Consider the following 21,560-nt stretch of genomic DNA (forward strand, 5'->3'; position numbering starts at 1 on the left):
GGACGTGGGACTGATCGGAGAGGTACTGCTGCTGCCGTTCGCCCCGGTGCGCGGGGCCGGATGGGTGCTCAGACAGGTCGTCGACGAGGCGGAACGCATCTACTACGACCCCGCCACCGTGCGCGCCGAACTGGCGGCGCTGGAGGAGCGGTTGACGGCGGGGGAGATCGACGAGGACGAGTTCGATCGCCAGGAGGACGAGCTGTTGGACCGGCTTGAGACCGCCCTGGGGACAGGGCCTGGAAACAGCGAGGGAACGGCACTATGAACCGAGTGGGACTTGGCCTCGCGGTAGGGGCCGGTTACGTCCTCGGACGTACGAAGAAGATGAAACTGGCGTTCGCGCTCGGCACCTTGGTGGCCGGCAAGCGGATGCACCTGAGCCCACGGGCGCTCGCGGACCTGGTGTCGCAACAGCTGCAGGACAACCCGCAGTTCAAGGAGATCGGGAACCAGCTCCGCGAGGACCTGCGGGGTGTGGGACAGGCCGCTTCGGGCGCCATGGTCGAGCGGCAGCTCGACGCGTTCGCCGACCGGCTGCACGGACGTACCGCCGAGGTGCGCGACCAGTTGGAGGGCGTGGTTCCAGAGGCGCCGGATCTGGGGTCTGAGCCCGAGGAGCCCGAGGAGCCCGAGGGGCCCGAGGAGCCCGAGGACTTCGATGAGGAGCAGTCCGACGAGCCCGAGCCCGAGCCCGAGGAGAGGCCGCGTCGAAAGGTGGCGAAGAAGGCGCCCGCCAAGAAGGCGACGGCAAAGAAGGCGACGGCCAAGAAGTCGGCGGGCAAGCCGCCCGCCAAGAAGACGTCCGCCGCGCGGGGAGCCGCCCGCAGCGCGCGGGCCCGCCAGTCGAAGGGCGGTGGTGAGCGATGACCGAGACAGTCGGATCCGCAGCGGGTTCCGCGACCTCCGCGGCCCGTGGAGCTACGGGATCACTCAGTGGCGTGGCCCAGAGCGAGGCGGCCGAGCGGCTGAAGGCCGAACTGCGGGAGTATCTCACCGTACAGGCCACGCGGCTGCTGACCGGCGCCGGACGCAAACTCGGCGAGACCACCGGCAAGCTGAACGACATCGCCGAGGGCAACAGCCCCGGCTTCGCCCAGCTCGCCCTCGACGGCGGCCGCAGGCTCGCCGAGGGCAAGGGGCCGCTGCGCAGCGCCCTGGAGCTCGGCGCCTCACGCGCCAAGGACAGCGTGGTCGGCGCGTTCAAGAAGATCGGCGGCGGCAAGAGCAAACGCAAGGGCAAGTCGGGCAACAAGCCCACCGTCATCATGGAGTACGTCGACGTCGGCGTGCCGCTGCGCACCGCGTACGACCAGTGGACCCAGTACCAGGACTTCAGCACCTTCGCGAAGGGCGTGAAGAGCGCGAGCCGCGCGGACGACACGACCTCCGACTGGCAGCTGAAGGTCCTCTGGTCCAGCCGCAGCTGGAAGGCGCAGACCACGGAGCAGGTGCCCGACGAACGGATCTCCTGGACCTCGGAGGGTGCCAAGGGCACTACGAAGGGTGTCGTCTCCTTCCACCGGCTCGCCGACAACCTCACCCGCGTCCTGCTGGTGATCGAGTACTACCCCGCGGGCTTTTTCGAGAAGACCGGCAACATCTGGCGCGCCCAGGGCCGTCGCGCCCGTCTCGACCTCAAGAACTACGTCCGCTTCATCACCCTCAAGGGAGAGGCCGAGGACAGCTGGCGCGGCGAGATCCGCGACGGCGAGGTCGTCCGCAGCCACGAGGACGCGGTCGCGGAGGAGGACGAGGAGGCGTACGAAGGAGAGGAGGAGGAAACAGAGGAGGGAGCGCCCTACGCCGAGGAGGACGAGGAAGGCGACGAGAACGGAGAGTACTCGGAGGAGGACGCGGAGCAACCGGAGGACGAGTACGAGGCCGAGGACGAGTACGAGGCCGATGAGGAGCCCGAGGAGGAATCCGAGGACGAGGCCGAGTACACCGCCGGAGGGAGCCGGCGATGACGACCTCCAGCCGGCTGCCCCAGCCCTACGGCCATGAAAGCGGCTCCAGCCTCGCCGACATCCTGGAACGGGTCCTCGACAAGGGCGTGGTCATCGCGGGCGACATCCGGATCAACCTGCTCGACATCGAACTGCTCACCATCAAGCTCCGTCTCATCGTCGCCTCGGTGGACAAGGCGAAGGAGATGGGCATCGACTGGTGGGAGGACGATCCGGCGCTGTCGTCCGGGGCCCGTCGCAAGGAACTCGCCCGGGAGAACGCGGAGTTGCGCGAACGCCTGGCCCAGCTCGAGCCGGCTCGGGAACCGGAGGAGGCCCCATGACCGGACTGCGCTACGTCTATGCCGTGTGCCGCCCCTTTCGCTCCGCCCTCCAGGCCCAGTTGTCGGGGGTCGCCGGGGCGCCGCCGAAACAGCTGACCCACCACGGCCTCGTCGCCGTCGTCAGTACCGTGCCGGAGGCGGACTTCGCCGAGGCGCCGCTGCGCGCCCATCTGGAGGACCTCGACTGGCTCGCCGTGACCGCCCGCGCCCATCAGCAGGTCATCGACGCGCTCACCGCCGTCACCACCCCGCTGCCGCTGCGGCTCGCCACCGTCTTCCGGGACGACAGCGGCCTACGGACCATGATGGAGGCGCGCGAGGAGGAGTTTCGGCGCGTCCTCGACCGGCTGGAGGGGCGGGTGGAGTGGGGCGTCAAGGTGTACGTCGAGACAGAGCCGACGGAAGCCGCCGAGCCCTCGGAGCCCGGCCCGCCCGAGCACGGGACGGGGTCGGGCCGTGACTATCTGCGCCGGCGCCGTCTGCAGACGCGCGCTCACGAGGGCGTGTGGCAGCGGGCCGCCGAGTTCGCCGGCCGGCTGCACGAGACGCTTTCCGCTTTCGCCGAGGACGCCCGGCTGCACGCCCCGCAGAGTGCCACGCTTTCCGGCGCGTCCGGGCAGAACGTGCTGAACGCCTCCTATCTGGTGCCGCGCGCGAATTCCGAGGAATTCGTGGAACTGGTGGACCGGGAGAAGGATGACGCACCAGGAATTCGGGTCGAACTCACCGGGCCCTGGGCGGCGTATTCCTTCACCGGGCAGTTCGCCGAGGAGTCGGAGGTGGAGCGGTGACCGTCATCGAACGCCGTCAGGTCGCCCTCGTGGACCTGCTCGACCGGCTGCTCGCCGGCGGGGTCGTCGTCACGGGGGACATCACCCTGCGCATCGCCGACGTGGACCTCGTACGCATTGACCTGAACGCGCTGATCAGCTCTGTCAACGAGCAGGTCCCTTCGCCCTGGGGGAAGTTGACATGACGTCACATCGCAACCGGATGGACCTCGACCCCGACACCGTGGAACGCGACCTCGTGAAACTCGTCCTGACCGTCGTCGAGTTGCTCCGCCAGCTCATGGAACGCCAGGCGCTGCGCCGCTTCGACGAGGGCGACCTGAGCGAGGAGCAGGAGGAGCGGATCGGGTTGACGCTGATGCTGCTCGACGACCGTATGACCGAACTGCGGGAGCGCTACGGGCTGCGGCCCGAGGACCTGAATCTGGACCTCGGGCCGCTGGGACCACTGCTTCCCCGGGAGTGAAATCAATTCACCACCGATACCAGCGTCCCCTGCCGCCCGCCGTGGTCGTGCCACGCATCACGAATCCCAGAAGCCACACGATGAGAACGACGACCGCAATCCACCAAAGGGCCTTCAACGCGAATCCGGCACCGAAGAGAATCAGAGCCAGCAGCAGCACGAGCAGAATAGGAATCATAGTCCAACCTCCTGCTCGGCGGGTTTCCAATAATCCGCGATTCAGGCCTCTTTACGGCACAGAATCTCCCCGTGCAGCACGCTGAACCAGCCGTCGCCGCACCGCCCCCACTCCCGCCAGGCCTCCGACACGGCCCGCAACTCCTCCGCGCTCGCGTGCCCGCCCTCCGTGGCCCGCTCGGCATACGCCGAGGCCAGCGTGCGATCCGCCCACAGCCCGCTCCACCAGATCCGCTCCTCCTCGGCCGAGAAGGTCCAGGTGCTCGACGTCGCCGTGACGTCCGTGAGCCCCGCCCGCAGCGCCCAGGACTTCAGCCGGCGCCCGGCGTCGGGCTCACCGCCGTTGGCGCGGGCGACCCGGCGGTACAGGTCCAGCCAGTCGTCCATGCCCTGGGACGCCGGATACCAGGTCATCGCCGCGTAGTCCGAGTCGCGGACCGCGATGAAGCCGCCGGGCTTCGTGACCCGTGCCATCTCGCGCAGCGCGCCCACCGGATCGCCGACATGCTGCAACACCTGGTGGGCGTGGACCACGCAGAACGTCTCGTCCGGGAAGTCCAGGGCGTGCACGTCCGCGACCGCGAAGTCGACGTTGCGCACGCCCCGCCCGGCGGCCGTGGCCCGGGCCTGCTCCAGGATCCCGGGCTCCCGGTCGACGCCCGTGACATGCCCGTCCGGAACCAGGGCCGCCAGGTCCGCGGTGATCGTGCCCGGGCCGCAGCCGACGTCCAGGATCCTCATGTGCGGCTTCAGCGAGTCGAGCAGGTAGGCCGCAGAGTTGGCGGCTGTGCGCCAGGTGTGCGAACGCAGCACGGACTCGTGGTGCCCGTGCGTGTAGACGGCGGTCTCCTGGGCCTTCGACATGGCTGTCCCCTCGTCTCGTCGTACCGGCTCACGGGGCACGTGACCCCGCCGGGCGGTACGCGACACCGTACGCCCGCATGTCGAATGGTGAGACCTGCGTTTTATTATGTGGACTGACGAGGGATCAGAAGCCCGACAGGGGGCGATAGACCGTCAGCGCCTCCGGCAGCTTCTCCAGCGTCACCTCGCCCCCCACCTCGGTGACTTCACCGTCGTAGGCGAGCAGTGCCCCCGGTGTGACCCCCGTCAGGTGCAGCCGGCCGACCTGGACCGCCGCGTGGGCCGGGGAGCGGGTCAGCGGGCCCGCGACGGCCGCCGCGAGCAGGCGCAGCGCGGGCCGCCGGCCGCCGTGCACGACCCGTACGTCGAGCACCCCGTCCGCGAGATTCAGCCGGCGGGCGGGGGCCAGGCCCATCCGGTGGTAGGTGCCGTTCCCGGCGAACAGCAGCCACAACGGGTGCTTGCGGCCCGCGACTTCGGCGTGCAGCGGGTGGCGTTCGCTGCGCAGGACACGCAGCGCCGCGAGCACTCCGGCGGGCCAGGCGCCGACCCGGGGCGAGACCCGGTCGCGCTCGCGCACCAGCTGCGGATACACACCGAGGCTGCAGGTGTTGAGGAACAGCCCCTGCTGTCCGTCGGAGCTGAACCGGCCCACGTCCACGAGCACCGCCTCGCCGCGCTGGACGGCCCGGCTCAGATCCCGTTCGTCCGTCACGCCGAGGTCGTAGGCGAAGTGGTTCAGCGTGCCGCCGGGCAGCACCGCCAGCGGCAGCCCGTGCCGCAGCGCCACCTCGGCGGCCGTGTTCACCGTGCCGTCGCCGCCGCACACCCCGAGCACCCGGGCGCGGGCCGCCGCCTTGCCCAACTCGGCCCGGACATCGGCCGGTTCGCACTCGACGAGCTCGGCGCGCGGCAACAGGTCGAGGAGGGTATGCACCCGGTCGACGGTGCCCGCCCCCGTGTTGGCCACCACGACCAGGCCCTCCCCCTCCGTCAGCGCCGGCACGTCCGTACGCGGCCGGGCCGGGACCACCCGGTCACGCGTCGGCACCATGCCCCGTACGGCGAACGCGGCACCCGCCCCCAGCGCCGCGCCCGCCAGCACGTCGCTCGGGAAGTGCACGCCGGTGTACACCCGCGACAGCGCGACCGACCAGGCGATCGGGGCCACCACCAGGCCCCAGGCGGGCGACTCCAGGGCGACACCGGTGGCGAACGCGGCCGCCGACGCGGCGTGCCCGGACGGGAACGAGGTGGTGATCGGCTGCCGCTTCAGCTGCCGGACCAGCGGTACGGGATCCAGCACCGGGCGCGGGCGACGCACCGACCGCTTGCCGAGCGTGTTGATGGTCAGCGAGGCCAGGCTCAGCGAGGCGAGGCCCCGGACCGCTGCCCGGCGGGCCCGCGGCGTGCTGCTGGCGGCGATGACGGCCCCCGTCGCGAACCACAGCAGGCCGTGGTTCGCGCTCCGGCTCAGCCGAGGCAGGATCCGCTCGGCATACGGCCAGTGCTGATCGGCGGCGAACTCGAACAGCCGGGAGTCGAGGGAGAGGAACCGGTCGCGCAGGGCGTGCCGGCCGGGCTTGAGGACGGTGAGGTCGACGTCTGGGCTCATACAGGGCTGGGTACCCTGAAGTGGCCGATTGCTGTCCCGCCGGCGGTGACCGACACACGGAGGAACCCGTAGATGCGCCTGCTCCTCGTCCGCCACGGCCAGACCCCGACCAACGTGGACTACCTCCTGGACACGGCAGTCCCGGGCCCCGGTCTGACCGAGCTCGGCGAACGGCAGGCGGCCGCCTTGCCCGCCGCGCTGGCCGGCGAGGACATCGAGGCGATCTACGTCTCCACCTTGATCCGCACCCAGCTCACGGCCGCCCCGCTGGCCGCCGCCCGCGGCCTCGACGTGATCGTCCGCGCCGGCATCCGCGAGGTGTTCGCGGGTGACCTGGAGATGCTGCCGGGCGACACCGAGGCCGGGCACGTCTACATGAGGACGGTGTTCGCCTGGGCGGCGGGCGACACGGAGCTGCGGATGCCGGGCGGCGAGAGCGGTGCTGAGGCGCTGGGGCGCTTCGACGCCGTGGTCGCGGAGGCCGCCGGGAGCGGGGCCGCGGCGGTGGCCCTGGTCAGCCATGGCGCCGCGATCCGCATGTGGACGGCGGCTCGGGCCGCCAACGTCGATGTCGCCTTCGCCGCCGCGCATCCGCTCGACAACACCGGTGTGGTGGTCCTGGAGGGGTCGCCGGCGGATGGCTGGAAGGCGCTGTCGTGGGCGGGCGCGGTCGTGGCGCCGACAGGGGAGAGCGGACCGGCCGGGCAGGCTGTGGAAGAGGACCTCCCGTAGCGGCCGAAGGACCCCGAGGGCCCGTCCCTCGCCCGCCTGCGCGGATAACGGTTTGCCCGGGCTCCGCGGTGCCCCGCACAATTCGGCTCCATGGGACATCTGGAAGCCGCGCACCTCGAGTACTACCTCCCCGACGGGAGGGCGTTGCTCGGCGACGTGTCCTTCCGGGTGGGCGAAGGCGCCGCGGTGGCGCTGGTCGGACCCAACGGCGCCGGTAAGACGACCCTGCTGCGGCTGATCTCCGGCGAGCTGAAGCCGCACGGCGGCACCGTCACCGTCAGTGGCGGCCTCGGGGTGATGCGGCAGTTCGTGGGATCCGTACGGGACGAGACGACCGTCCGCGATCTGCTGGTGTCGGTCGCGCCGCCCCGTATCCGCACGGCCGCGCAGGCCGTCGACACCGCCGAGCACGCGATCATGACCGTCGACGACGAGGCCGCCCAGCTGAAGTACGCGCAGGCCCTCTCCGACTGGGCCGAGGTGCGCGGATACGAGGCCGAGACGCTGTGGGACATGTGCACCATGGCCGCGCTCGGAGTGCCGTACGACAAGGCGCAGTGGCGCCAGGTGCGGACCCTCTCCGGAGGCGAGCAGAAACGCCTGGTCCTGGAGGCGCTGCTGCGCGGCAACGACCAGGTGCTGCTGCTCGACGAGCCCGACAACTACCTCGACGTGCCCGGCAAGCGGTGGCTGGAGGAGCGTCTGAAGGAGACCCGCAAGACGGTGCTCTTCGTCTCCCACGACCGCGAACTCCTTTCTCGCGCCGCCGAGAAGATCGTCTCCGTCGAGCCCTCGCCGGCCGGTGCGGACGCCTGGGTGCACGGCGGTGGCTTCGGCACGTATCACGAGGCCCGCCAGGCCCGGTTCGCCCGCTTCGAGGAGCTGCGCAAACGCTGGGACGAGAAGCACGCGCAGCTGAAGAAGCTCGTACTGGCACTGCGGCAGGCGGCGGAGAACAGCCCCGACATGGCCTCCCGCTACCGTGCGGCCCAGACCCGGCTGCGCAAGTTCGAGGAGGCGGGGCCGCCGCCGGAGCCGCCGCGCGAGCAGGACATCCGGATGCGGCTGAAGGGCGGACGCACCGGCGTACGTGCCGTGACCTGCGAGAACCTTGAGCTCAAGGGTCTGATGAAGCCGTTCTCGCTGGAGGTCTTCTACGGCGAGCGGGTCGCCGTCCTCGGCTCCAACGGCTCCGGCAAGTCGCACTTCCTGCGCCTGCTGGCCGGGGACGACGTGGCGCACACGGGGGAGTGGAAGCTGGGCGCGCGGGTCGTGCCCGGGCACTTCGCCCAGACGCACGCACACCCCGAGCTGATCGGCCGCACCCTCCTCGACATCCTGTGGAAGGAGCACGCCCAGGACCGGGGCGCCGCGATGTCCCGCCTTCGCCGCTACGAACTCACCCACCAGGCCGAGCAGACCTTCGACCGCCTCTCCGGCGGCCAGCAGGCCCGCTTCCAGATCCTCCTCCTGGAGCTGGAGGGCGTCACGGCCCTCCTCCTCGACGAGCCGACCGACAACCTCGACCTGGAGTCCGCCGAGGCCCTCCAGGAGGGGCTGGAGGCCTTCGAGGGCACGGTACTGGCGGTCACCCACGACCGCTGGTTCGCCCGCTCCTTCGACCGCTACCTCGTCTTCGGCAGCGACGGACGGGTACGGGAGACGCCGGAGCCGGTGTGGGACGAGCGGAGGGTGGAGCGGGCCCGCTGACGAGGCTCCCCATCCGGTGCTCGCAGGCCCGAGCGCCCTGGTGTTCGTACAGTGGATGCAGAGAGGCGAGATCCATGGCTGTCTCCCGTACCCCCTCGGGAGCTCTGCGCTCCACGGGCGGGTACGGGGACCGCATGGTCGGACACGACGAGCGGGGCACCACCATGACCGGAGTCGACCCCAGCCGGCTGGATGACCAGCAGCTCATGAAGGAGCTGGAGAACATCCACCGGACGCGCCACGACACGCTGCTGTACGGCTCGAACGACGCGCTACGGGCCCACAACGATCGGATGGCGCAGCTGGAGGGCGAGTACCTTCGCCGCAATCCGCGCCGGACGGTGGCCGCGGGCCGAACCCGGGAGGGCGCCCGCGACCGGAGGCAGGGCAGTCCGACGCCTGCCACCCCACCTGGGTGAATCAGACGGTCTCCCTCTTGGACTCCCTCGCGAACACCTCGAGGAACGTCTCGCAGAACGCCTTCAGGTCGTCCGGCCTGCGGCTGGTGACCAGTGTGTTGGGGCCCTGGTCACAGATCCGCACCTGTTCGTCGACCCAGGTGCCGCCCGCGTTTCGGACATCGGTCCGCAGGCTCGGCCACGAGGTCAGCACCCGCCCCCGCACGACGTCCGCCTCCACCAGCGTCCACGCGGCATGGCAGATCGCGGCGACCGGCCGGCCCTGCTCGAAGAAGTCCCGCACGAAGGCGACGGCCTTGCGGTTCATCCGCAGATAGTCCGGGTTCGCGACCCCGCCCGGCAGCACCAGCGCGCCGAAGGAGTCGGCCGACGTCTCGCCCACGACCGCCTGCACGGGGAATTTCTCCGCCTTGTCGAGATGGTGGAAGGCCTGGATCGTGCCGGGCTTCGTCGACACGAGCACCGGCTCGTGCCCCGCCTCCACCACCGCCTGCCAGGGACGGGTGAGCTCGATCTGCTCGACGCCCTCAGGGGCGGTCAGAAAAGCGATACGCATGGTGCCTCAACGTCCTTCCGCGGCCCTGCGACATCGCCGACGTCCTGCGCTCGCATCAGCCGCGGCACACGGGTACCGCGGCCGACCGCTCGGCCGCCGGCCACCGCCTCGGGCCGTTACGTGTTCCTCCGCCGGGCGCCGGGCGACCGCCGTCCCCCGGTCACGGCCTCGGCCAGCTCCTGGACGTTTGCATAGCGCGACGAGCGCGGCAGCCGCTCCAACGACTCGACCAGCGCATCGGGCGCGTACTCGCGCCGCAGCTCACCGATCAGCTCCCGGGGGCTCGCCGGGAAGGCGTTGCGACCCAGGATCCGGGCCAGCTCCAGCCGTACCGTCGCCAGGGAAGCCGCCGACGTCCCCGGCGTCACCGGACCGCCCGCGACCTGCGGATCGTCCTCGGCGGACGGCTCCGGATCGTGCCACTCCTCGGTCCGCGTGGGGTGCCCGGACCGCAGCAGCCCTTGGAGCTCGTGCTTCATCTCGTCGTCGCGGTGAACGCTCAGCCGGTCACTGCCTCGCTGCATGACTCCCTCCAGATCTTCGGGGTTGCGGTCCGCGTACCCGATGAGAGAGGGCCGACACAGGGTTTGCACTGCGGAAGAACGGACACTCGGACCGGCACCCCCCCCACGAACGATCCGGGGAAGAAGGACAAGGCCATGGCACTGCTCGCCGTGCTTCTCCCGCTTCTGATGCTTGGTGTGGTGCTGGCGTTGGGGCGGTACGAGGATCTCCTGCTCCCGCCGCGCGAGGCCGAGCCCCTCGAACCGGTCACACCACCGGCCCCCACCGTCCGCCATCAGGCCTCGGGCTGACCGTCGCCCGTCGCACGATGCCTCAGCGCGGCAAGGACGGACTCGGTACGCCGTGTGTCGGGGTGCTCGGCACCGAGGACCCGTTGCTGTCGCCCGTACGTCTCCTCGGCCACTCCCCGTGCCTCCCCCAGCCGCGGGCTGTCGATCAGGCGCCTGGCGAGGACGGACGCCGTGCGCAGGGTGTCCGGGTGATCGTCGCCGAGTGTCCGGCGCCGCCGCTGGTAGGTGTCCTCGGTCAGGCGCAACGCCCTCTCGGACCGGCCGAGACGTGCCAGGCGGTCGGCGAGATGGGAAGCCGCGCCGAGGGTGCGCGGGTGGTCGGCGCCCTGTGTCCGGCGCCGCCGCTCGTAGGTGTCCTCGGCCACGGCCCGTGACTCCTCCAGGCGCCCCGCCTCGGCCAGGACCACGCTGAGGTGGGAGGCGGCCCGCAGGGTGTCCGGATGATCGGGCCCGAGCGACGCCGTCCAGCCTTCGTGGAGCTCCCGCAGGCGCCGCAGGACGATCTCGGTCTCGTCCCGGTCGTACAGATAGCGGCAGGCCTCGCCCGCGGCGTCCCGGGCGGCCGACGTCGTGAGATCCCGGGGTGCGACGGCCAGCAGGTGGGCCAGCAGCGCCGGCCAGTGGGACCTGATCGCGGGGTCGGGCACGCCACTGGGGAACGCCGAGGTGAGCAGCCGACCGGCGTTCCCGGCGGCCCGCCGGCGCTCCTCGGCGGACAGATCCCCCCGGAGTACGGCCTTGGTGAGCTGGTGCAGTTGCAGGGTGCCGTCGGACACCCGGGCCAGCCCGACCTCGCTCACCTCCTTCAGGATCCGGTGCCGGGCCCGCAGATCGGCCAGGGCCCGCCCCAGACGCGAGGCGTTCTTCCCGGCGGGGACGCAGGCGTACAGGGGAAAGGGCTCGGCGGCCGGCAACAGCGCACACGCGTCGAGCAGGTCGGCCGCCGCGGGGTCCTGCCGGCGCAGACGCAGGGCGCTCTGCCGGATCACGGCGACCACGGGCGGCGTCCACCCGGGCAGTCCCGCGACCTCGCGTGACAGGCCCCGCAGAAAGACCTCCACGCTCATGGTGGAGAGCAGAGCACCGGCCATCTCCAACGCCAGCGGGAGATGGCCCAGGGACTCGGCCAGCCGTACGGCGTCGTCGTGGGACAGCTTCGGACGGCGGCTGCGCAGCAGCGCCACGGATGCCCTGACGGACAGCACGTCGAGGGAAACGGCCGGGATGCTCAGCCGCAGGTTCGGGTCGCGGGAGGTGACCAGGACGTGCCCCGGCCCGTCGGGAATGTGGGTCACGACGGCCGGGTCGTCGGCGCTGTCGAAGACGAGCAGCCAACGCGGCCGGGAACGCAGCTCGGCCGCCAGGGCGGGCAGGACGGCCCCGGGAGACGTGCCGGCGCGGGCGACGCCCATGGCCCGCGCCAGCTTCCCGAGCTGTTCCGGGATCCGTACGAGGTTCTCGGCCGACACCCACCAGACCACGTCGTACTCGCCGCTGAAGCGGTGCGCGTACTCGAAGGCGAGCCGGCTCCTGCCGCCGCCCGCGCGTTCGTGCAGGGCGATGACGGCGACCCGTCCCTCCTGGGCCAGCCGCACCCGGATGTCCGCGAGCTCGCTCTCCCGGCCGGTGAACCCGGAGTCACGCTCGGGCAGGTTCGACACCCGCGGCGGCGTCCCGGGCAGCCGGGGCCCGCCGTCCCCCGCCCGCTTCAGCCGGCCCGGCCGGGCGGAGGGGAGGAATGCCGTCCGGCCGCCGAACGGACTTCGCACCGCATTCAGCAGGGTCCCCCGGGCGTCCCGCTCGTCCAGTCCGGACAGGGTCGGCAGGGGCCGTCCGAGCGGAGGGTACGAGGTGTCGTCGAGGCCGATCGGGACCACGTCGCCGATCAGGGTCAGAAAGTCGAGGCCCTTCGGAAAGAGCGGCCGGTCAGGGCCGGGATAGTGCCGTGAGAACAGGGCGACCACCCGTGTCCCCGGCCGCTCCAGCTCGTGCCGCAGCCGGCCCACCAGGTCGTGCCCCGGCTCTTGCCCCCACTCGTCCAGCACCACCTCGTAGCCCGCGTCCTGCACATGCCAGCCGGCCCACTCGGCCCAAGCGCGGTCCCTGCCCGCATGGCTGATCAGGACGCGCGCAGGCGCGATACCGTCCGGCCTCTCGTCCCCGGCGGGCGACAGGACGTGCCCGAGCCGTGTCACCCCCGCAGGCGAGGGCGCGGCGAACGCCGCCCCGGCCACGGCCACGGTCGCCTGCTCGCGGCGCACCCCCACCAGGGCCGCGTCGAACGTGTGCGGATGCCCGATCCGGGGTTCCAGATGGGCCGCCACAGTGCGCAGCAGCTCCAGGACCCTGCTCACGTCACTGTGGTACTGGGCGTTGAGGAGCGCGTCGCGGACATCGGGTGTGAACTCGAAGCGCGGCTCGCCGCGTTCGGTGTCGTCGGCCGTCTCCTCGGCCCGGTGCAGCATCCCGCCGAGGAAGACCTCGGCCAGTTCGCTGCGGGACGAGCCGGGCAGCATGGCCTGCTGCACCACCCGGGCCACCGGGAGGGTGACCGTGGACAGCGCGGACAGCAGTCCGGCCAGCTGCCAGGACCGGGGCGACGACGATCTGCGGAACCGCAGGATCGCCTCGTCCGCGCCCGTCGCCGCGGTCGGTGCGCCGGACCGGGACGGCGGGCCCTCGCCGCGCCGTCCGCGGGTCCCGTGCGGCAGCAGCAGCGCCGCCGTCGGTGTCCAGTGGCCGCTGCCGGCGGTCATCTCGGCCCAGCCGCGCAGCGGTCCGGGCTCCAGCTCGACCACCGGGACCGCCAGGGCGGGCCGTCGACGCGAGACGAACCGGCGGGGAAGCGCGAGGCCCCACCGCGTGTTCGGCGCCCCCGGCTGCGGAACCCGCAGCGACACCGGTGCCGGCGCGGCGCCCGAGCGGCTCCACAGCGAGGTGGGCAGGAGATGCATCAGGCTGACGTGGGAGCGCTGCGCCCAGTCCAGCAGCAGACGCTCCGCCGTCGCGTCGTGCCAGATGGAACCCACGGTGTCGCTGAGGACGACGATGAGCTGGTTCCCGGTCGGGTCCAGGATCTCGCGAGGGTGGCGGGCCGGGCGTCCCACCGACGGGTGCGGGCGCACCTCGACCCCGGAGCCGTCGGGGGCGGGGGAGAGATTCCAGCGGCGGATGTCACGGAACGCGCCGAGCCGGGCCAGGCCCTGGTGGAGCTCGCGGACCTCGTTGTGCCACAGAGCCATCGAGGGGCTGGTGTCGACGACCAGGGTGAGACAGAGCCGACGGGCCGGTTCGGGGCGCAGGACCGGGACCATGATGTCCTCGTCCACGAGCCGCGTGACCGTCGCCTCCTCGTCCAGTTCGAACGCGGTCGGCGACGGCGCTTTCCGGGTGAGCGGCCTCAACGCCCTTGTCAGCGCCAGGCCGTGCGGCAGGGCGGCCTCCGCCGGGACGTGCACGGGAGCGGCGAGCCGGTCGGCGCGCGCGGGCCGCCGCGGGCCACGGATGTGCAGGGTGGCCTGCCGGACCGCGGCGGGGCCCTCGACGGGATCTTGATGGGCCGGTGTCGGATCCTCCGTGGTCTCCGGCGTCTCGGCGGCGGGCGCCCGCAGTGGCGCTTCGGCCGCGTCCTCGGTGCCGGGCGACCGACCCTCCAGGACGTGCTCGGCGAGCCAGAGGATGTCCGCCAGTTCCTCGGGGCCGGGGTCCTCGACCCCGCCCTCCCGCAGGAGATCCAGGAGGTGGGAGATCACGTCGCGGCCGGCCCGCTGAGCGGTTGCAGGGTCGCGTCGGCCAGCTGCCCGATGTCGTCCGGCGCCGTCCACGCTCCCGCAAGGCGCAGCTGTACGGCGTTGAGCAGCTGGTCCGTGCCCAGTTCACCGCGCTCGCGTCGGTCCAGGAACTTACCGATCAGCCCGTCGGGACCGGTGGCGGCCGCTGCGGCGGCGGGCCCGATGCGCTGCTCGATGATGCGCCGCAGCTTGTCCTCCCCGGGCCGCTCGATGGTCAGCCGGATGCAGCGGCGCAGGAAGGCGGGCGGGAACTCCCGCTCGCCGTTGCTGGTGAGGACGACCACGGGGAAGGCCCGGCACTGGACCCGGCCCGCGGTGATCCGGGCCCGTCCGCCGGGGTCGTCATTGCCGACGGCGACCGTCTGCTGGTGATCGGCGAGACGGGCCAGCTCCGGGATGTCGAAGCGGCCTTCGTCCAGGACGGTGAGCAGGTCGCCCGGCAGATCGATGTCGCACTTGTCGATCTCGTCGACGAGCAGAACGCGAGGGCGCTCGGCGGGCAGGAACGCGGTGCCCAGGGGGCCCAGCCGGAGGTACCGCCCGATGCCGTCGACGGTCGGGGAGCCCTGATCCGTCGGCTGCCCTTCCTCCTGCGCGGCCAGCTCCTCCGGCGCCGTGCGCATGCGCGTGAGGTTGGCGTCCTCCAGTCGCCGCAGGGCGTCGTACCGGTAGAGGCCGTCGCGCAGTGTGGCCCGGCTGGTGATGGGCCACCGCAGCACCGGGCCGAGGCCCAGGTCCTGGGCGATGCTGTACGCCAGCGTCGACTTCCCCACTCCCGGCACTCCCGTGACCAGTAGGGGGCGCCGCAGGAGGAGGGCCGTGTTGACGAGGTCGATCTCGTTGTCGTCGGCGAGATAGCCCGCGCCGCGTTCGCGGTCCGCCGCGTACTGGTCGTCGTCGAGGGAGGGCACCGTGTGGTCCGGGTCGGCCTCGCCCTCGAACACCCGCCAGGGCGGCCGGTGTTCGGCGAGCCGGGCAAGGTGCCGGTCGGTCGGCACGGCCGGGTCGCCCTTGTAGATCCACCAGTCCTTCACGGCACCTCCGGTAGGTCTCCGGCAGCGTGCCGGACGGTCTGTCACGCGATGAGGTTCGCGTCGCTCAGCGGGTCCGCGGCCGGCGAGTGGTTCGGGTCGTCCCAGAGGAGGACCACGCTCGCCCGGGCCGCGTCGGGCACCTGCGTGCTCCGGCGCAACTTCGCCACCGCGCCGGGCAGTTCGGCCACGGCGGCCAGGTCCAGGAGCATGTTCAACGGCGGCACGGCGGGGTCGCCGCGGTGGCTGTCGCGCTGCCAGACGACGATGGGCATCCCGGCGTCCAGCGCCGCGGACACGCCCTCCTGGGCCGGCGACGTCGACACCGCGACGCATACCGGGTGGTCGTTCCCGCGCCACTCACCGATGTGCTCGTCCAGACACGCGACGTCCTCGTCCGCCACCCACGCCGTCGCCCGCTCGTCGTGGCCGTTGCACCGGGTCAGCCACTCCCATCGGCGGGACCACAGCTGCGGCAGGTCGAACTCGCAGCGCTCGTCCGGGCAGCGGACCACGACCTCGTAGAGCTTGCCGAGCGGACGCGTCACCCTGCGCAGCTGCAGCGGCCACTGCTCGAACGTCTCCTCCAACAGGCCGTCGAAGACGGCGAATTCGATGCGCCCCAGTTTCGCCGCCGGGCCCTGCTCGCCGCCGGTGAGCGCATCGGGGAGAGTGCGCATGCATTCCTGAAGGAGGCCGCGCGCCCCGTCCATGTCCACCACCAGCGACCCGGCGTCCTCGGGCGGCTGAAGACGCCGGGGCTGTCTCCCGTCCGTCGTGCGCAGCCATATCTCCGCATAGAACCGGTCCCGCCGCTGGGCGTGCTCCGTCAGCCGTACGGTCAGCGTCGCCTCGCTCCGCTTGATGCCGGGGGCCTCGTCCAGCCTCTGCAGCTCCCGGCTGTCCAGGAACCGGCCCACCCACGTGGCCAGCGCGGAGGCGCGCTGCTGGTCGGCGGGGCTCTCCCCGGCGGCGTAACCGGCCGCGAGGGCGTGCGCGAAGGCGACCGGCTTGGGCACCGCACCCGGAGCGTGACGGCGCCGGCCGAGATCCTCGGCCCATGCGTACAGGTCACCGTCCGGGGTGCCGAACGGCGCGGCCGCCCCGCCCGGACTGCCCGCGGCTCCGAAGGACCACTGGTACGCCTGCCCGGCCCAGCTCTCCGGCTGCACACCGCCGAGCAGCCTGGCGAGCTCCCGCCAGGCGTCGTCGTCCAGCCCGCCCGACGGCACGCCCGGGGGTGGCGCGGCGGGCGTCGGCCGGCTCTCACCGGCGGAGCACGGAGGGGCCGTCGCCACCAGGGACGGGCGGGTGCCGTACACCGGGATCGGCCCCAACTCCGGCTCGACGCGCTCGGGTTGGCCCGTCATGTACCGCACGAGCTGCTCGATGCCGGCCGCGTCGAGCGAGGGTACGGCGAAGCGGCTGATCCGCACGGCCCCCAGGAACTCGGGCAGTTCCTGCTCGCTGCGCCCGGGCAGGACGACCAGCAGGACCTTGCGGAACCAGGCCCTGTAGTTCCCGTAGAGCTCGGTGCCCAGCAGGCCGGCCTCGAAGGCGACGCCGAGCCCCACCCCGTCCTGCTGCTCGTGGTCACCGCGGACCTTGTACTCGGGAGACGCGATGACGAGCACGTAGTCCGCGTCGGCGTACTGCCGCATCATCCAGCGCGGCCAGTCCTGGGGCTGCACGCCCGCGTACAGATCGACCTTCGCGTCGAGACCGCCCTGCGTGCGCAGCAGTTCGTAGAGTGTCTCCACCTTGGTGACGTGGCCGTCGTCGTCGTGGGCGTAGGAGATGAAGACCCGCGGCCTTCCCGTCCCGACCGCCGCGTCCGCCCCGTACTCCATCCCCCGTACTCCATCCCCCGAGCCCCCTCCCGCGCAGGGACTCAGGGTAGTCGGGCGAGGGGGGTTCCGGCGGGCGATCTGTGGGAGTTCGGTCCATGTGCGCGTCGAGAGGCGCGGGGTCGGTCATCGGGGGCCGGTCGTGCGCCTCCGGTGCGAGTGACCCCGCGGGCGGGGTCGAAAACCTGTGTGTGCGTTTGAGGACGGTGAGTGAGGGCAGGCGGACGAACAGTGCTTCGGACAGGAGGCACGTCCGTGGGAGCGGCGAGTTCCGCCACGGGTGTGTCCGGCTCCGGTGCGCGCCCGCACTCCCACGGTGACGTCCAAGTCAGAGCACGACCAAGGGAGTTGCGACGCACCATGCCCACTCCAGTGAGCGCGAAGCACCACCCGCACGACGACGCCCCCGACACCGCCGAGGACTTCCGCCGGCTGGCCGCCCTGCCCGAAGGCCCGCAGCATGACACCCTGCGCGCGCGGATCGTCGAGGCATGGCTGCCCATGGCCGACCGGCTCGCCGGACGCTTCCGCAGCCGCGGCGAGAGCCTCGACGATCTGCGGCAGGTCGCCGCCCTCGGGCTGCTCAAGGCCGTCGACCGATACGACCCCGAGCGCGGCAACGCCTTCGAGAGCTACGCCGTGCCCACCATCACCGGCGAGATCAAGCGGCACTTCCGCGACCACATGTGGACGCTGCACGTGCCGCGCCGGGTCCAGGACCTGCGCAACCGCGTACGGTTCGCCGTGCACGACCTCCAGACCGTCTCGGGCCGGATGCCGACCGCCGCCGAGATCGCCGAGCACGCCGACCTGACCGAGGCCGACGTCCGGGTCGGCCTTGAGGCGCTGGAGAGTTTCACCGCCCTGTCGCTGGACGCGGAGCTGCCCGGCAGCGACGACGGGTACTCGCTGAGCGACATGCTGGGGTCGGCCGACCCCGCGCTGGACACGGTCATCGACCGCGAGGCCGTCAAGCCGCGGCTCGCCGCGCTGCCTGAGCGGGAGCGGGCGATTCTCTACATGCGGTTCTTCCGGGACATGACACAGAGTCGGATCGCGGAGCAACTGGGCATCTCGCAGATGCATGTGTCCCGGCTGATCAGCCGGTGCTGCCGCCGGGTGCGGGAGCAAGTACTGAGCGATGTGGCTTGAGGAGCGGTCTCAAGGCGTTGCCGCGATCGCCAGTGATACGTGGCGGGACATCGTGTCCAAGGTCTTTGCCTCCGCCATGGAGAACGCCCGGCGCGGGCCGCATCTGAACAGGGTGAGGACCCCTTGTGCCGGGCCGCCGAGTACCAGCGGTACGCACAGAAGTGACGTGACGTTCGCCTGTACGAGGACGGGGGCGCCCTGCGCGTCCTGACCGAAGGCGTCCGGGTCCTCGGGGCGTACCTGGAGGGACGGGGAGCCGGTGCGTGCCGTCTCTGTGACCAGGGGACAGGTGGCCGGGTCCTGTGCCGCGAGCGCCGTCGCCTCCTCGGGCGAAGGGGCCAGCACCGCCGTACGGGACATCCGCCCGGCGGCGGTGTCGGCGATCACCCAGTCGGCGAAGGCGCCGTGGAGGACCTGGGCCGCCTGCCGCAGGACCGTCTCCCGGTCGCCGCGCGGTGCGCACAGCAGGGTCGTGGTCATCTCGTCCAGCAGGTCCATCAGGGTCGCGTGCCGGGTCGTCTCGGCGAGATCCGGGATCCGGGTCGCGGGCACAGCGGGCCGGGTCGCCGTGTTGAGTGCGCCGAGCTCGCCGGGCTGCATCACCACCAGGACCGTGGTGTGCGGCTCCCCGCTCGGACGTACGGCGGTCAGGGTCGCGTGGACCGGGTCCGACGGATGCTGCTGGAAATGAACGGTGAGGCTGCGGTCACCCTCGCCGCGGGCCACGGCGGCGGCCTGGGAACGGAACGCCGCCCGGTCGGCATGGGCCAGCAGGCCGGTCAGCGGCCGGCCCGTCGCATGGCCGGAGCGCACGCCGGTGAACGAGGTCGCCGAGAGATTCAGCCGGCGCACCACCGCCTCCCGGTCCACCAGCGCGACCGGGAGCGGGAACTGCTGGAACACCGCCCGCAGCAGATGCTGCTCCTGACGGTCGCCGGACGCCGTACGGGGCAGCGTGCCCGAGGACACCCGCTCGTACCATGGCCACAACTGGTCGGCGACATGGTCGAGTTCGAAGATGGCCGCGTCCAGGACCGTCGGCAGGTCCCCTTCGGACACGGATCGCGCCGCCTTGAGTTCCGCGACGCGGCGCACGAAATCCGCGAGCTCTTCACCGAATCCGTCCGTCTTCTCCATGGGCATGAACCTAGCTCGCGGTGACGTGTTCCGGGGCGGCGGGAAGCCAAGCGGTTCCACCTTGTTCTCCGGTCGTTTTCCCCGGCCGGGACCGGGAACGCGCAGGAAAGAGGAAGGAGTTGACGATGCCCGCTCGCGACCATGTGGGTCACTGGGGAGACGAGTCCGCCGAAGCCGCCCTTCCCGGGCGCCGATTGTCCGCGCTGGCCGAACAGGCCCTGCGCTGCACCGCCGACTGCTGCGGCGCCGGCAGCACGGTGGCCGAGGCGGGAGCCGACCGGCCCGCCGCCGTCACCCACCCCGACCTGGCCGCACTCGTGGCCGTGCAGCTCCGCTCCGGCGACGGACCCATTCCGGCCGCCCTGGAGCGCGGCGAGCCCGTCGACTCGGCCGACTTGCTGCACGACGAGCGCTGGCCGCAGTACCGCGCCCTGGCGCTCGACTCGGGCGTACGGTCCAGCGTCACCCTGCCGTTCCGCCGGTCCGGGCTGACGGTGACGCTCAGCCTCTACAGCTTCCGTCCGGGCGCCCTGGAGGACGCTCCGCACGGGCCCGTGCACGCCCTCGGCGAGTTCGCCGCGAGCTGCCTCGTCCGGGACCGCTCCTACCGCGCCGCGCTCACCGAGCTCGACCACCTCGGCGCCGCCCTGCGCTCCCGGCCCGTCGTCGACCAGGCGTGCGGCATCGTCATGCACGTCCTCGGCTGCGACGCCGACGCCGCGTTCGGCGTACTGCGCCGCATCTCGCAGGGCACCAACCGCAAGCTGGCGGACGTCGCGTCCGGCGTCGTCGGCAGGCGGGGGCGCGGGCTGGAGCGGGATCTGGCGGCGCTGTTGAACTGACGGGCGTGAGGAGCGGGGGCTGCGGCGGCTTGCCGGGCCGGGCGATGTCACCCACTCGGCCGTCACCCGTCCCGCGAATGGTGTCCGGCCGCGCGCGCCCGGGCGTCGGGCGGGCTGTCATGGCTGCGGGGGCACGACCGCCGTTCCCCCGCAGTCGTCGGCCGAAGGAGTTCACCCCATGCGCCGCACCGCCCGTGCCCTGTCCGTCGCCGCTCTGGCCGGTGCCGTCGTGGGCGCCCCCGCCTCGGCCGCCTTCGCGGACCCGGCCGCGGAGGTCAGCCCCGGCAGCGTCTCGCCGGGCGGCAGCATCACCGTCTCGGTCACCTGCGACGCCCTCGACGGGGCCGCCGCGCCCGCCACCCTGGAGGCCACCTCCCAGGCGTTCGAGGAGGGCACCGTCGAGCTGAAGCGGGTCTCCGGCACCGACGGGAAGGCCGCCGGGGCCGCCTACCGCGGCACCGCCCGCGTTCCCCCGGCCGAGAACTTCGAGAGCGACCCGGACGCGGCCGGACCGGAGTCGGCCTGGACGGTCGACGGCACCTGCCCGGCGGCGGCCGGCGGGGAGGGCAAGGAGTGGAGCGCGACCTTCACGGTGGCCAGCGAGAGCGGGAGCGAGAGCGAGAGCGAGAGCGGGAGCGGAAAGGGCGGCGTGGACGGCGGCAAGGGCTCAGAGAGCGGCGGCCACCAGAGCGGCACCAGCGGCGGCGGGGAAAGCGGCTGGGGCGGCTCCGGCGGCCAGGGCGGAACCGAGGGCGCCGGCGGTACCTGCACCGAACCCCCGTCCGACTGGACCGGAGCCGAGAAGCCCGAGGCCGGCCAGAGCGAACCCGCGTGGGACGGGACCGAAGCCGAAGGGACCGGAGCAGGTGGAACCGGCATCGGCGGGACCGGGACCGGGGCCGACGAGTCCGGAGCCCCAGGGACCGGCACGGGCGGGACCGGCACCGGCGGCATCGAGCCCGAGTGGGACACCTCCGACGCCGGCGAGACCGACCCCCACGCGAACGCGGCCGAGCCCTCCCTGGACGAGAGCGGGCTTCACTCCGGCAAGGGCGAGTCCGGAGCGCAGGACTGCGCCGACGCGGGCGACCAGCACGGTGTGCAGGCCGGTACCGGCGGTACGTTCACCGACTCCGTTCCCGCCCTGGTCGCCGGCGGCCTGCTGATGGCGGGCGCGTTCGGGGGCGCGGTGTACCGGCTGCGCCGAAGGAGGCCCACCACGCAGGACTGATCGGTACGGCCGCTCCCTTGCCCGGCGCAACGCAGGCGGCCACCCACGGAAATTGCGCCACGATGGGTACGCGGGGCGCGCGACGCACCTG

General features: G+C 72.3%; 23 protein-coding genes. 14 read left to right on the plus strand and 9 right to left on the minus strand.

Annotation, left to right across the window (positions count from 1 at the left end):
- The first annotated feature begins 4 nt into the window (after positions 1–4).
- From EAO75_RS17070 to EAO75_RS17100, 7 genes are read left to right on the plus strand one after another with little or no spacing between them, the layout of a single operon-like run.
- A complete protein-coding gene (locus tag EAO75_RS17070) occupies positions 5–268 on the plus strand; it encodes a gas vesicle protein GvpG (protein WP_147995896.1) in 264 nt (87 codons plus the stop codon).
- Positions 265–870 (plus strand): DNA primase, encoded by a 606-nt coding sequence (locus EAO75_RS17075; RefSeq protein WP_147995897.1) that lies wholly within the window; start codon positions 265–267, stop codon positions 868–870. Before EAO75_RS17070 ends, EAO75_RS17075 begins: the two co-directional genes overlap by 4 nt.
- A complete protein-coding gene (locus tag EAO75_RS17080) occupies positions 867–1,970 on the plus strand; it encodes an SRPBCC family protein (RefSeq protein ID WP_147995898.1) in 1,104 nt (367 codons plus the stop codon). Before EAO75_RS17075 ends, EAO75_RS17080 begins: the two co-directional genes overlap by 4 nt.
- Positions 1,967–2,293, plus strand: a complete 327-nt coding sequence (locus tag EAO75_RS17085; RefSeq protein WP_147995899.1) for a gas vesicle protein — start codon at positions 1,967–1,969, stop codon at positions 2,291–2,293. Before EAO75_RS17080 ends, EAO75_RS17085 begins: the two co-directional genes overlap by 4 nt.
- Complete coding sequence (locus tag EAO75_RS17090; protein ID WP_147995900.1) at positions 2,290–3,084, plus strand: GvpL/GvpF family gas vesicle protein; 795 nt, start codon at positions 2,290–2,292, stop codon at positions 3,082–3,084. Before EAO75_RS17085 ends, EAO75_RS17090 begins: the two co-directional genes overlap by 4 nt.
- Positions 3,081–3,269, plus strand: a complete 189-nt coding sequence (locus EAO75_RS17095) for a gas vesicle protein (RefSeq protein ID WP_147995901.1) — start codon at positions 3,081–3,083, stop codon at positions 3,267–3,269. The genes EAO75_RS17090 and EAO75_RS17095 overlap by 4 nt, the downstream gene beginning before the upstream one ends.
- Positions 3,266–3,550 (plus strand): gas vesicle protein K, encoded by a 285-nt coding sequence (locus EAO75_RS17100; RefSeq protein WP_147995902.1) that lies wholly within the window; start codon positions 3,266–3,268, stop codon positions 3,548–3,550. Before EAO75_RS17095 ends, EAO75_RS17100 begins: the two co-directional genes overlap by 4 nt.
- A gap of 7 nt (positions 3,551–3,557) precedes the next feature.
- Here the strand turns inward: EAO75_RS17100 and EAO75_RS17105 are convergent, their stop codons facing one another.
- The 3 genes from EAO75_RS17105 to EAO75_RS17115 form a co-directional block, all read right to left on the minus strand.
- The gene (locus tag EAO75_RS17105; RefSeq protein WP_147995903.1) at positions 3,558–3,728 is read right to left on the minus strand and encodes a hydrophobic protein; all 171 of its coding nucleotides are present in this window, start codon (positions 3,726–3,728) and stop codon (positions 3,558–3,560) included.
- A gap of 41 nt (positions 3,729–3,769) precedes the next feature.
- On the minus strand, positions 3,770–4,591 hold the full coding sequence (locus tag EAO75_RS17110; RefSeq protein WP_147995904.1) for a methyltransferase domain-containing protein: 822 nt from the start codon (positions 4,589–4,591) through the stop codon (positions 3,770–3,772).
- A gap of 124 nt (positions 4,592–4,715) precedes the next feature.
- Entirely contained in the window at positions 4,716–6,206 is a 1,491-nt protein-coding gene (locus EAO75_RS17115; RefSeq protein ID WP_147995905.1) for a bifunctional phosphatase PAP2/diacylglycerol kinase family protein, read from the minus strand.
- A gap of 72 nt (positions 6,207–6,278) precedes the next feature.
- On the opposite strand from EAO75_RS17115, the gene EAO75_RS17120 reads away from it, so the two are divergent.
- From EAO75_RS17120 to EAO75_RS17130, 3 genes are all read left to right on the plus strand, one after another.
- On the plus strand, positions 6,279–6,938 hold the full coding sequence (locus tag EAO75_RS17120; protein WP_147995906.1) for a histidine phosphatase family protein: 660 nt from the start codon (positions 6,279–6,281) through the stop codon (positions 6,936–6,938).
- A gap of 90 nt (positions 6,939–7,028) precedes the next feature.
- On the plus strand, positions 7,029–8,648 hold the full coding sequence (locus EAO75_RS17125) for an ABC-F family ATP-binding cassette domain-containing protein (RefSeq protein ID WP_147995907.1): 1,620 nt from the start codon (positions 7,029–7,031) through the stop codon (positions 8,646–8,648).
- Between the two features lie 134 nt (positions 8,649–8,782).
- Positions 8,783–9,067 carry a DUF6158 family protein gene (locus EAO75_RS17130; RefSeq protein WP_147996053.1) on the plus strand — a complete coding sequence of 95 codons (285 nt, stop codon included), beginning with the start codon at positions 8,783–8,785 and terminating at the stop codon, positions 9,065–9,067.
- A 1-nt stretch (position 9,068) separates the two neighbouring features.
- Here the strand turns inward: EAO75_RS17130 and EAO75_RS17135 are convergent, their stop codons facing one another.
- Both EAO75_RS17135 and EAO75_RS17140 read right to left on the minus strand, forming a co-directional pair.
- Complete coding sequence (locus EAO75_RS17135; protein ID WP_147995908.1) at positions 9,069–9,623, minus strand: type 1 glutamine amidotransferase domain-containing protein; 555 nt, start codon at positions 9,621–9,623, stop codon at positions 9,069–9,071.
- Positions 9,624–9,739: 116 nt separating this feature from the next.
- Entirely contained in the window at positions 9,740–10,147 is a 408-nt protein-coding gene (locus EAO75_RS17140) for a DUF2795 domain-containing protein (RefSeq protein WP_147995909.1), read from the minus strand.
- Positions 10,148–10,282: 135 nt separating this feature from the next.
- Between EAO75_RS17140 and EAO75_RS45900 the strand changes: the two genes are divergently transcribed.
- On the plus strand, positions 10,283–10,438 hold the full coding sequence (locus EAO75_RS45900; protein ID WP_187284473.1) for a hypothetical protein: 156 nt from the start codon (positions 10,283–10,285) through the stop codon (positions 10,436–10,438).
- Here EAO75_RS45900 and fxsT read toward each other — a convergent pair.
- The 3 genes from fxsT to EAO75_RS46695 are packed head-to-tail and all read right to left on the minus strand — an operon-like array spanning position 10,423 to position 17,110.
- Positions 10,423–14,190 carry an FxSxx-COOH system tetratricopeptide repeat protein gene (gene fxsT, locus EAO75_RS17145; RefSeq protein WP_147995910.1) on the minus strand — a complete coding sequence of 1,256 codons (3,768 nt, stop codon included), beginning with the start codon at positions 14,188–14,190 and terminating at the stop codon, positions 10,423–10,425. The genes EAO75_RS45900 and fxsT overlap by 16 nt on opposite strands.
- Positions 14,187–15,263, minus strand: coding sequence for an AAA family ATPase (locus EAO75_RS17150; RefSeq protein ID WP_222723963.1), 1,077 nt, complete (start codon positions 15,261–15,263; stop codon positions 14,187–14,189). The genes fxsT and EAO75_RS17150 overlap by 4 nt, the downstream gene beginning before the upstream one ends.
- A 41-nt stretch (positions 15,264–15,304) precedes the next feature.
- Positions 15,305–17,110, minus strand: coding sequence for an SEFIR domain-containing protein (locus tag EAO75_RS46695; RefSeq protein WP_147995912.1), 1,806 nt, complete (start codon positions 17,108–17,110; stop codon positions 15,305–15,307).
- 357 nt (positions 17,111–17,467) lie between these two features.
- On the opposite strand from EAO75_RS46695, the gene EAO75_RS17160 reads away from it, so the two are divergent.
- On the plus strand, positions 17,468–18,259 hold the full coding sequence (locus tag EAO75_RS17160) for an RNA polymerase sigma factor SigF (RefSeq protein WP_147995913.1): 792 nt from the start codon (positions 17,468–17,470) through the stop codon (positions 18,257–18,259).
- Positions 18,260–18,268: 9 nt separating this feature from the next.
- Here the strand turns inward: EAO75_RS17160 and EAO75_RS17165 are convergent, their stop codons facing one another.
- The gene (locus tag EAO75_RS17165; RefSeq protein WP_147995914.1) at positions 18,269–19,396 is read right to left on the minus strand and encodes a GAF domain-containing protein; all 1,128 of its coding nucleotides are present in this window, start codon (positions 19,394–19,396) and stop codon (positions 18,269–18,271) included.
- Positions 19,397–19,521: 125 nt separating this feature from the next.
- Here EAO75_RS17165 and EAO75_RS17170 point away from each other — a divergent pair, with 125 nt between their 5' ends.
- Entirely contained in the window at positions 19,522–20,238 is a 717-nt protein-coding gene (locus tag EAO75_RS17170; protein ID WP_147995915.1) for an ANTAR domain-containing response regulator, read from the plus strand.
- A 178-nt stretch (positions 20,239–20,416) separates the two neighbouring features.
- Positions 20,417–21,469 (plus strand): hypothetical protein, encoded by a 1,053-nt coding sequence (locus tag EAO75_RS45905; RefSeq protein ID WP_187284490.1) that lies wholly within the window; start codon positions 20,417–20,419, stop codon positions 21,467–21,469.
- Positions 21,470–21,560: the final 91 nt, after the last annotated feature.

This window comes from Streptomyces sp. UW30 (genome assembly GCF_008042075.1).
Classification (GTDB): domain Bacteria; phylum Actinomycetota; class Actinomycetes; order Streptomycetales; family Streptomycetaceae; genus Streptomyces.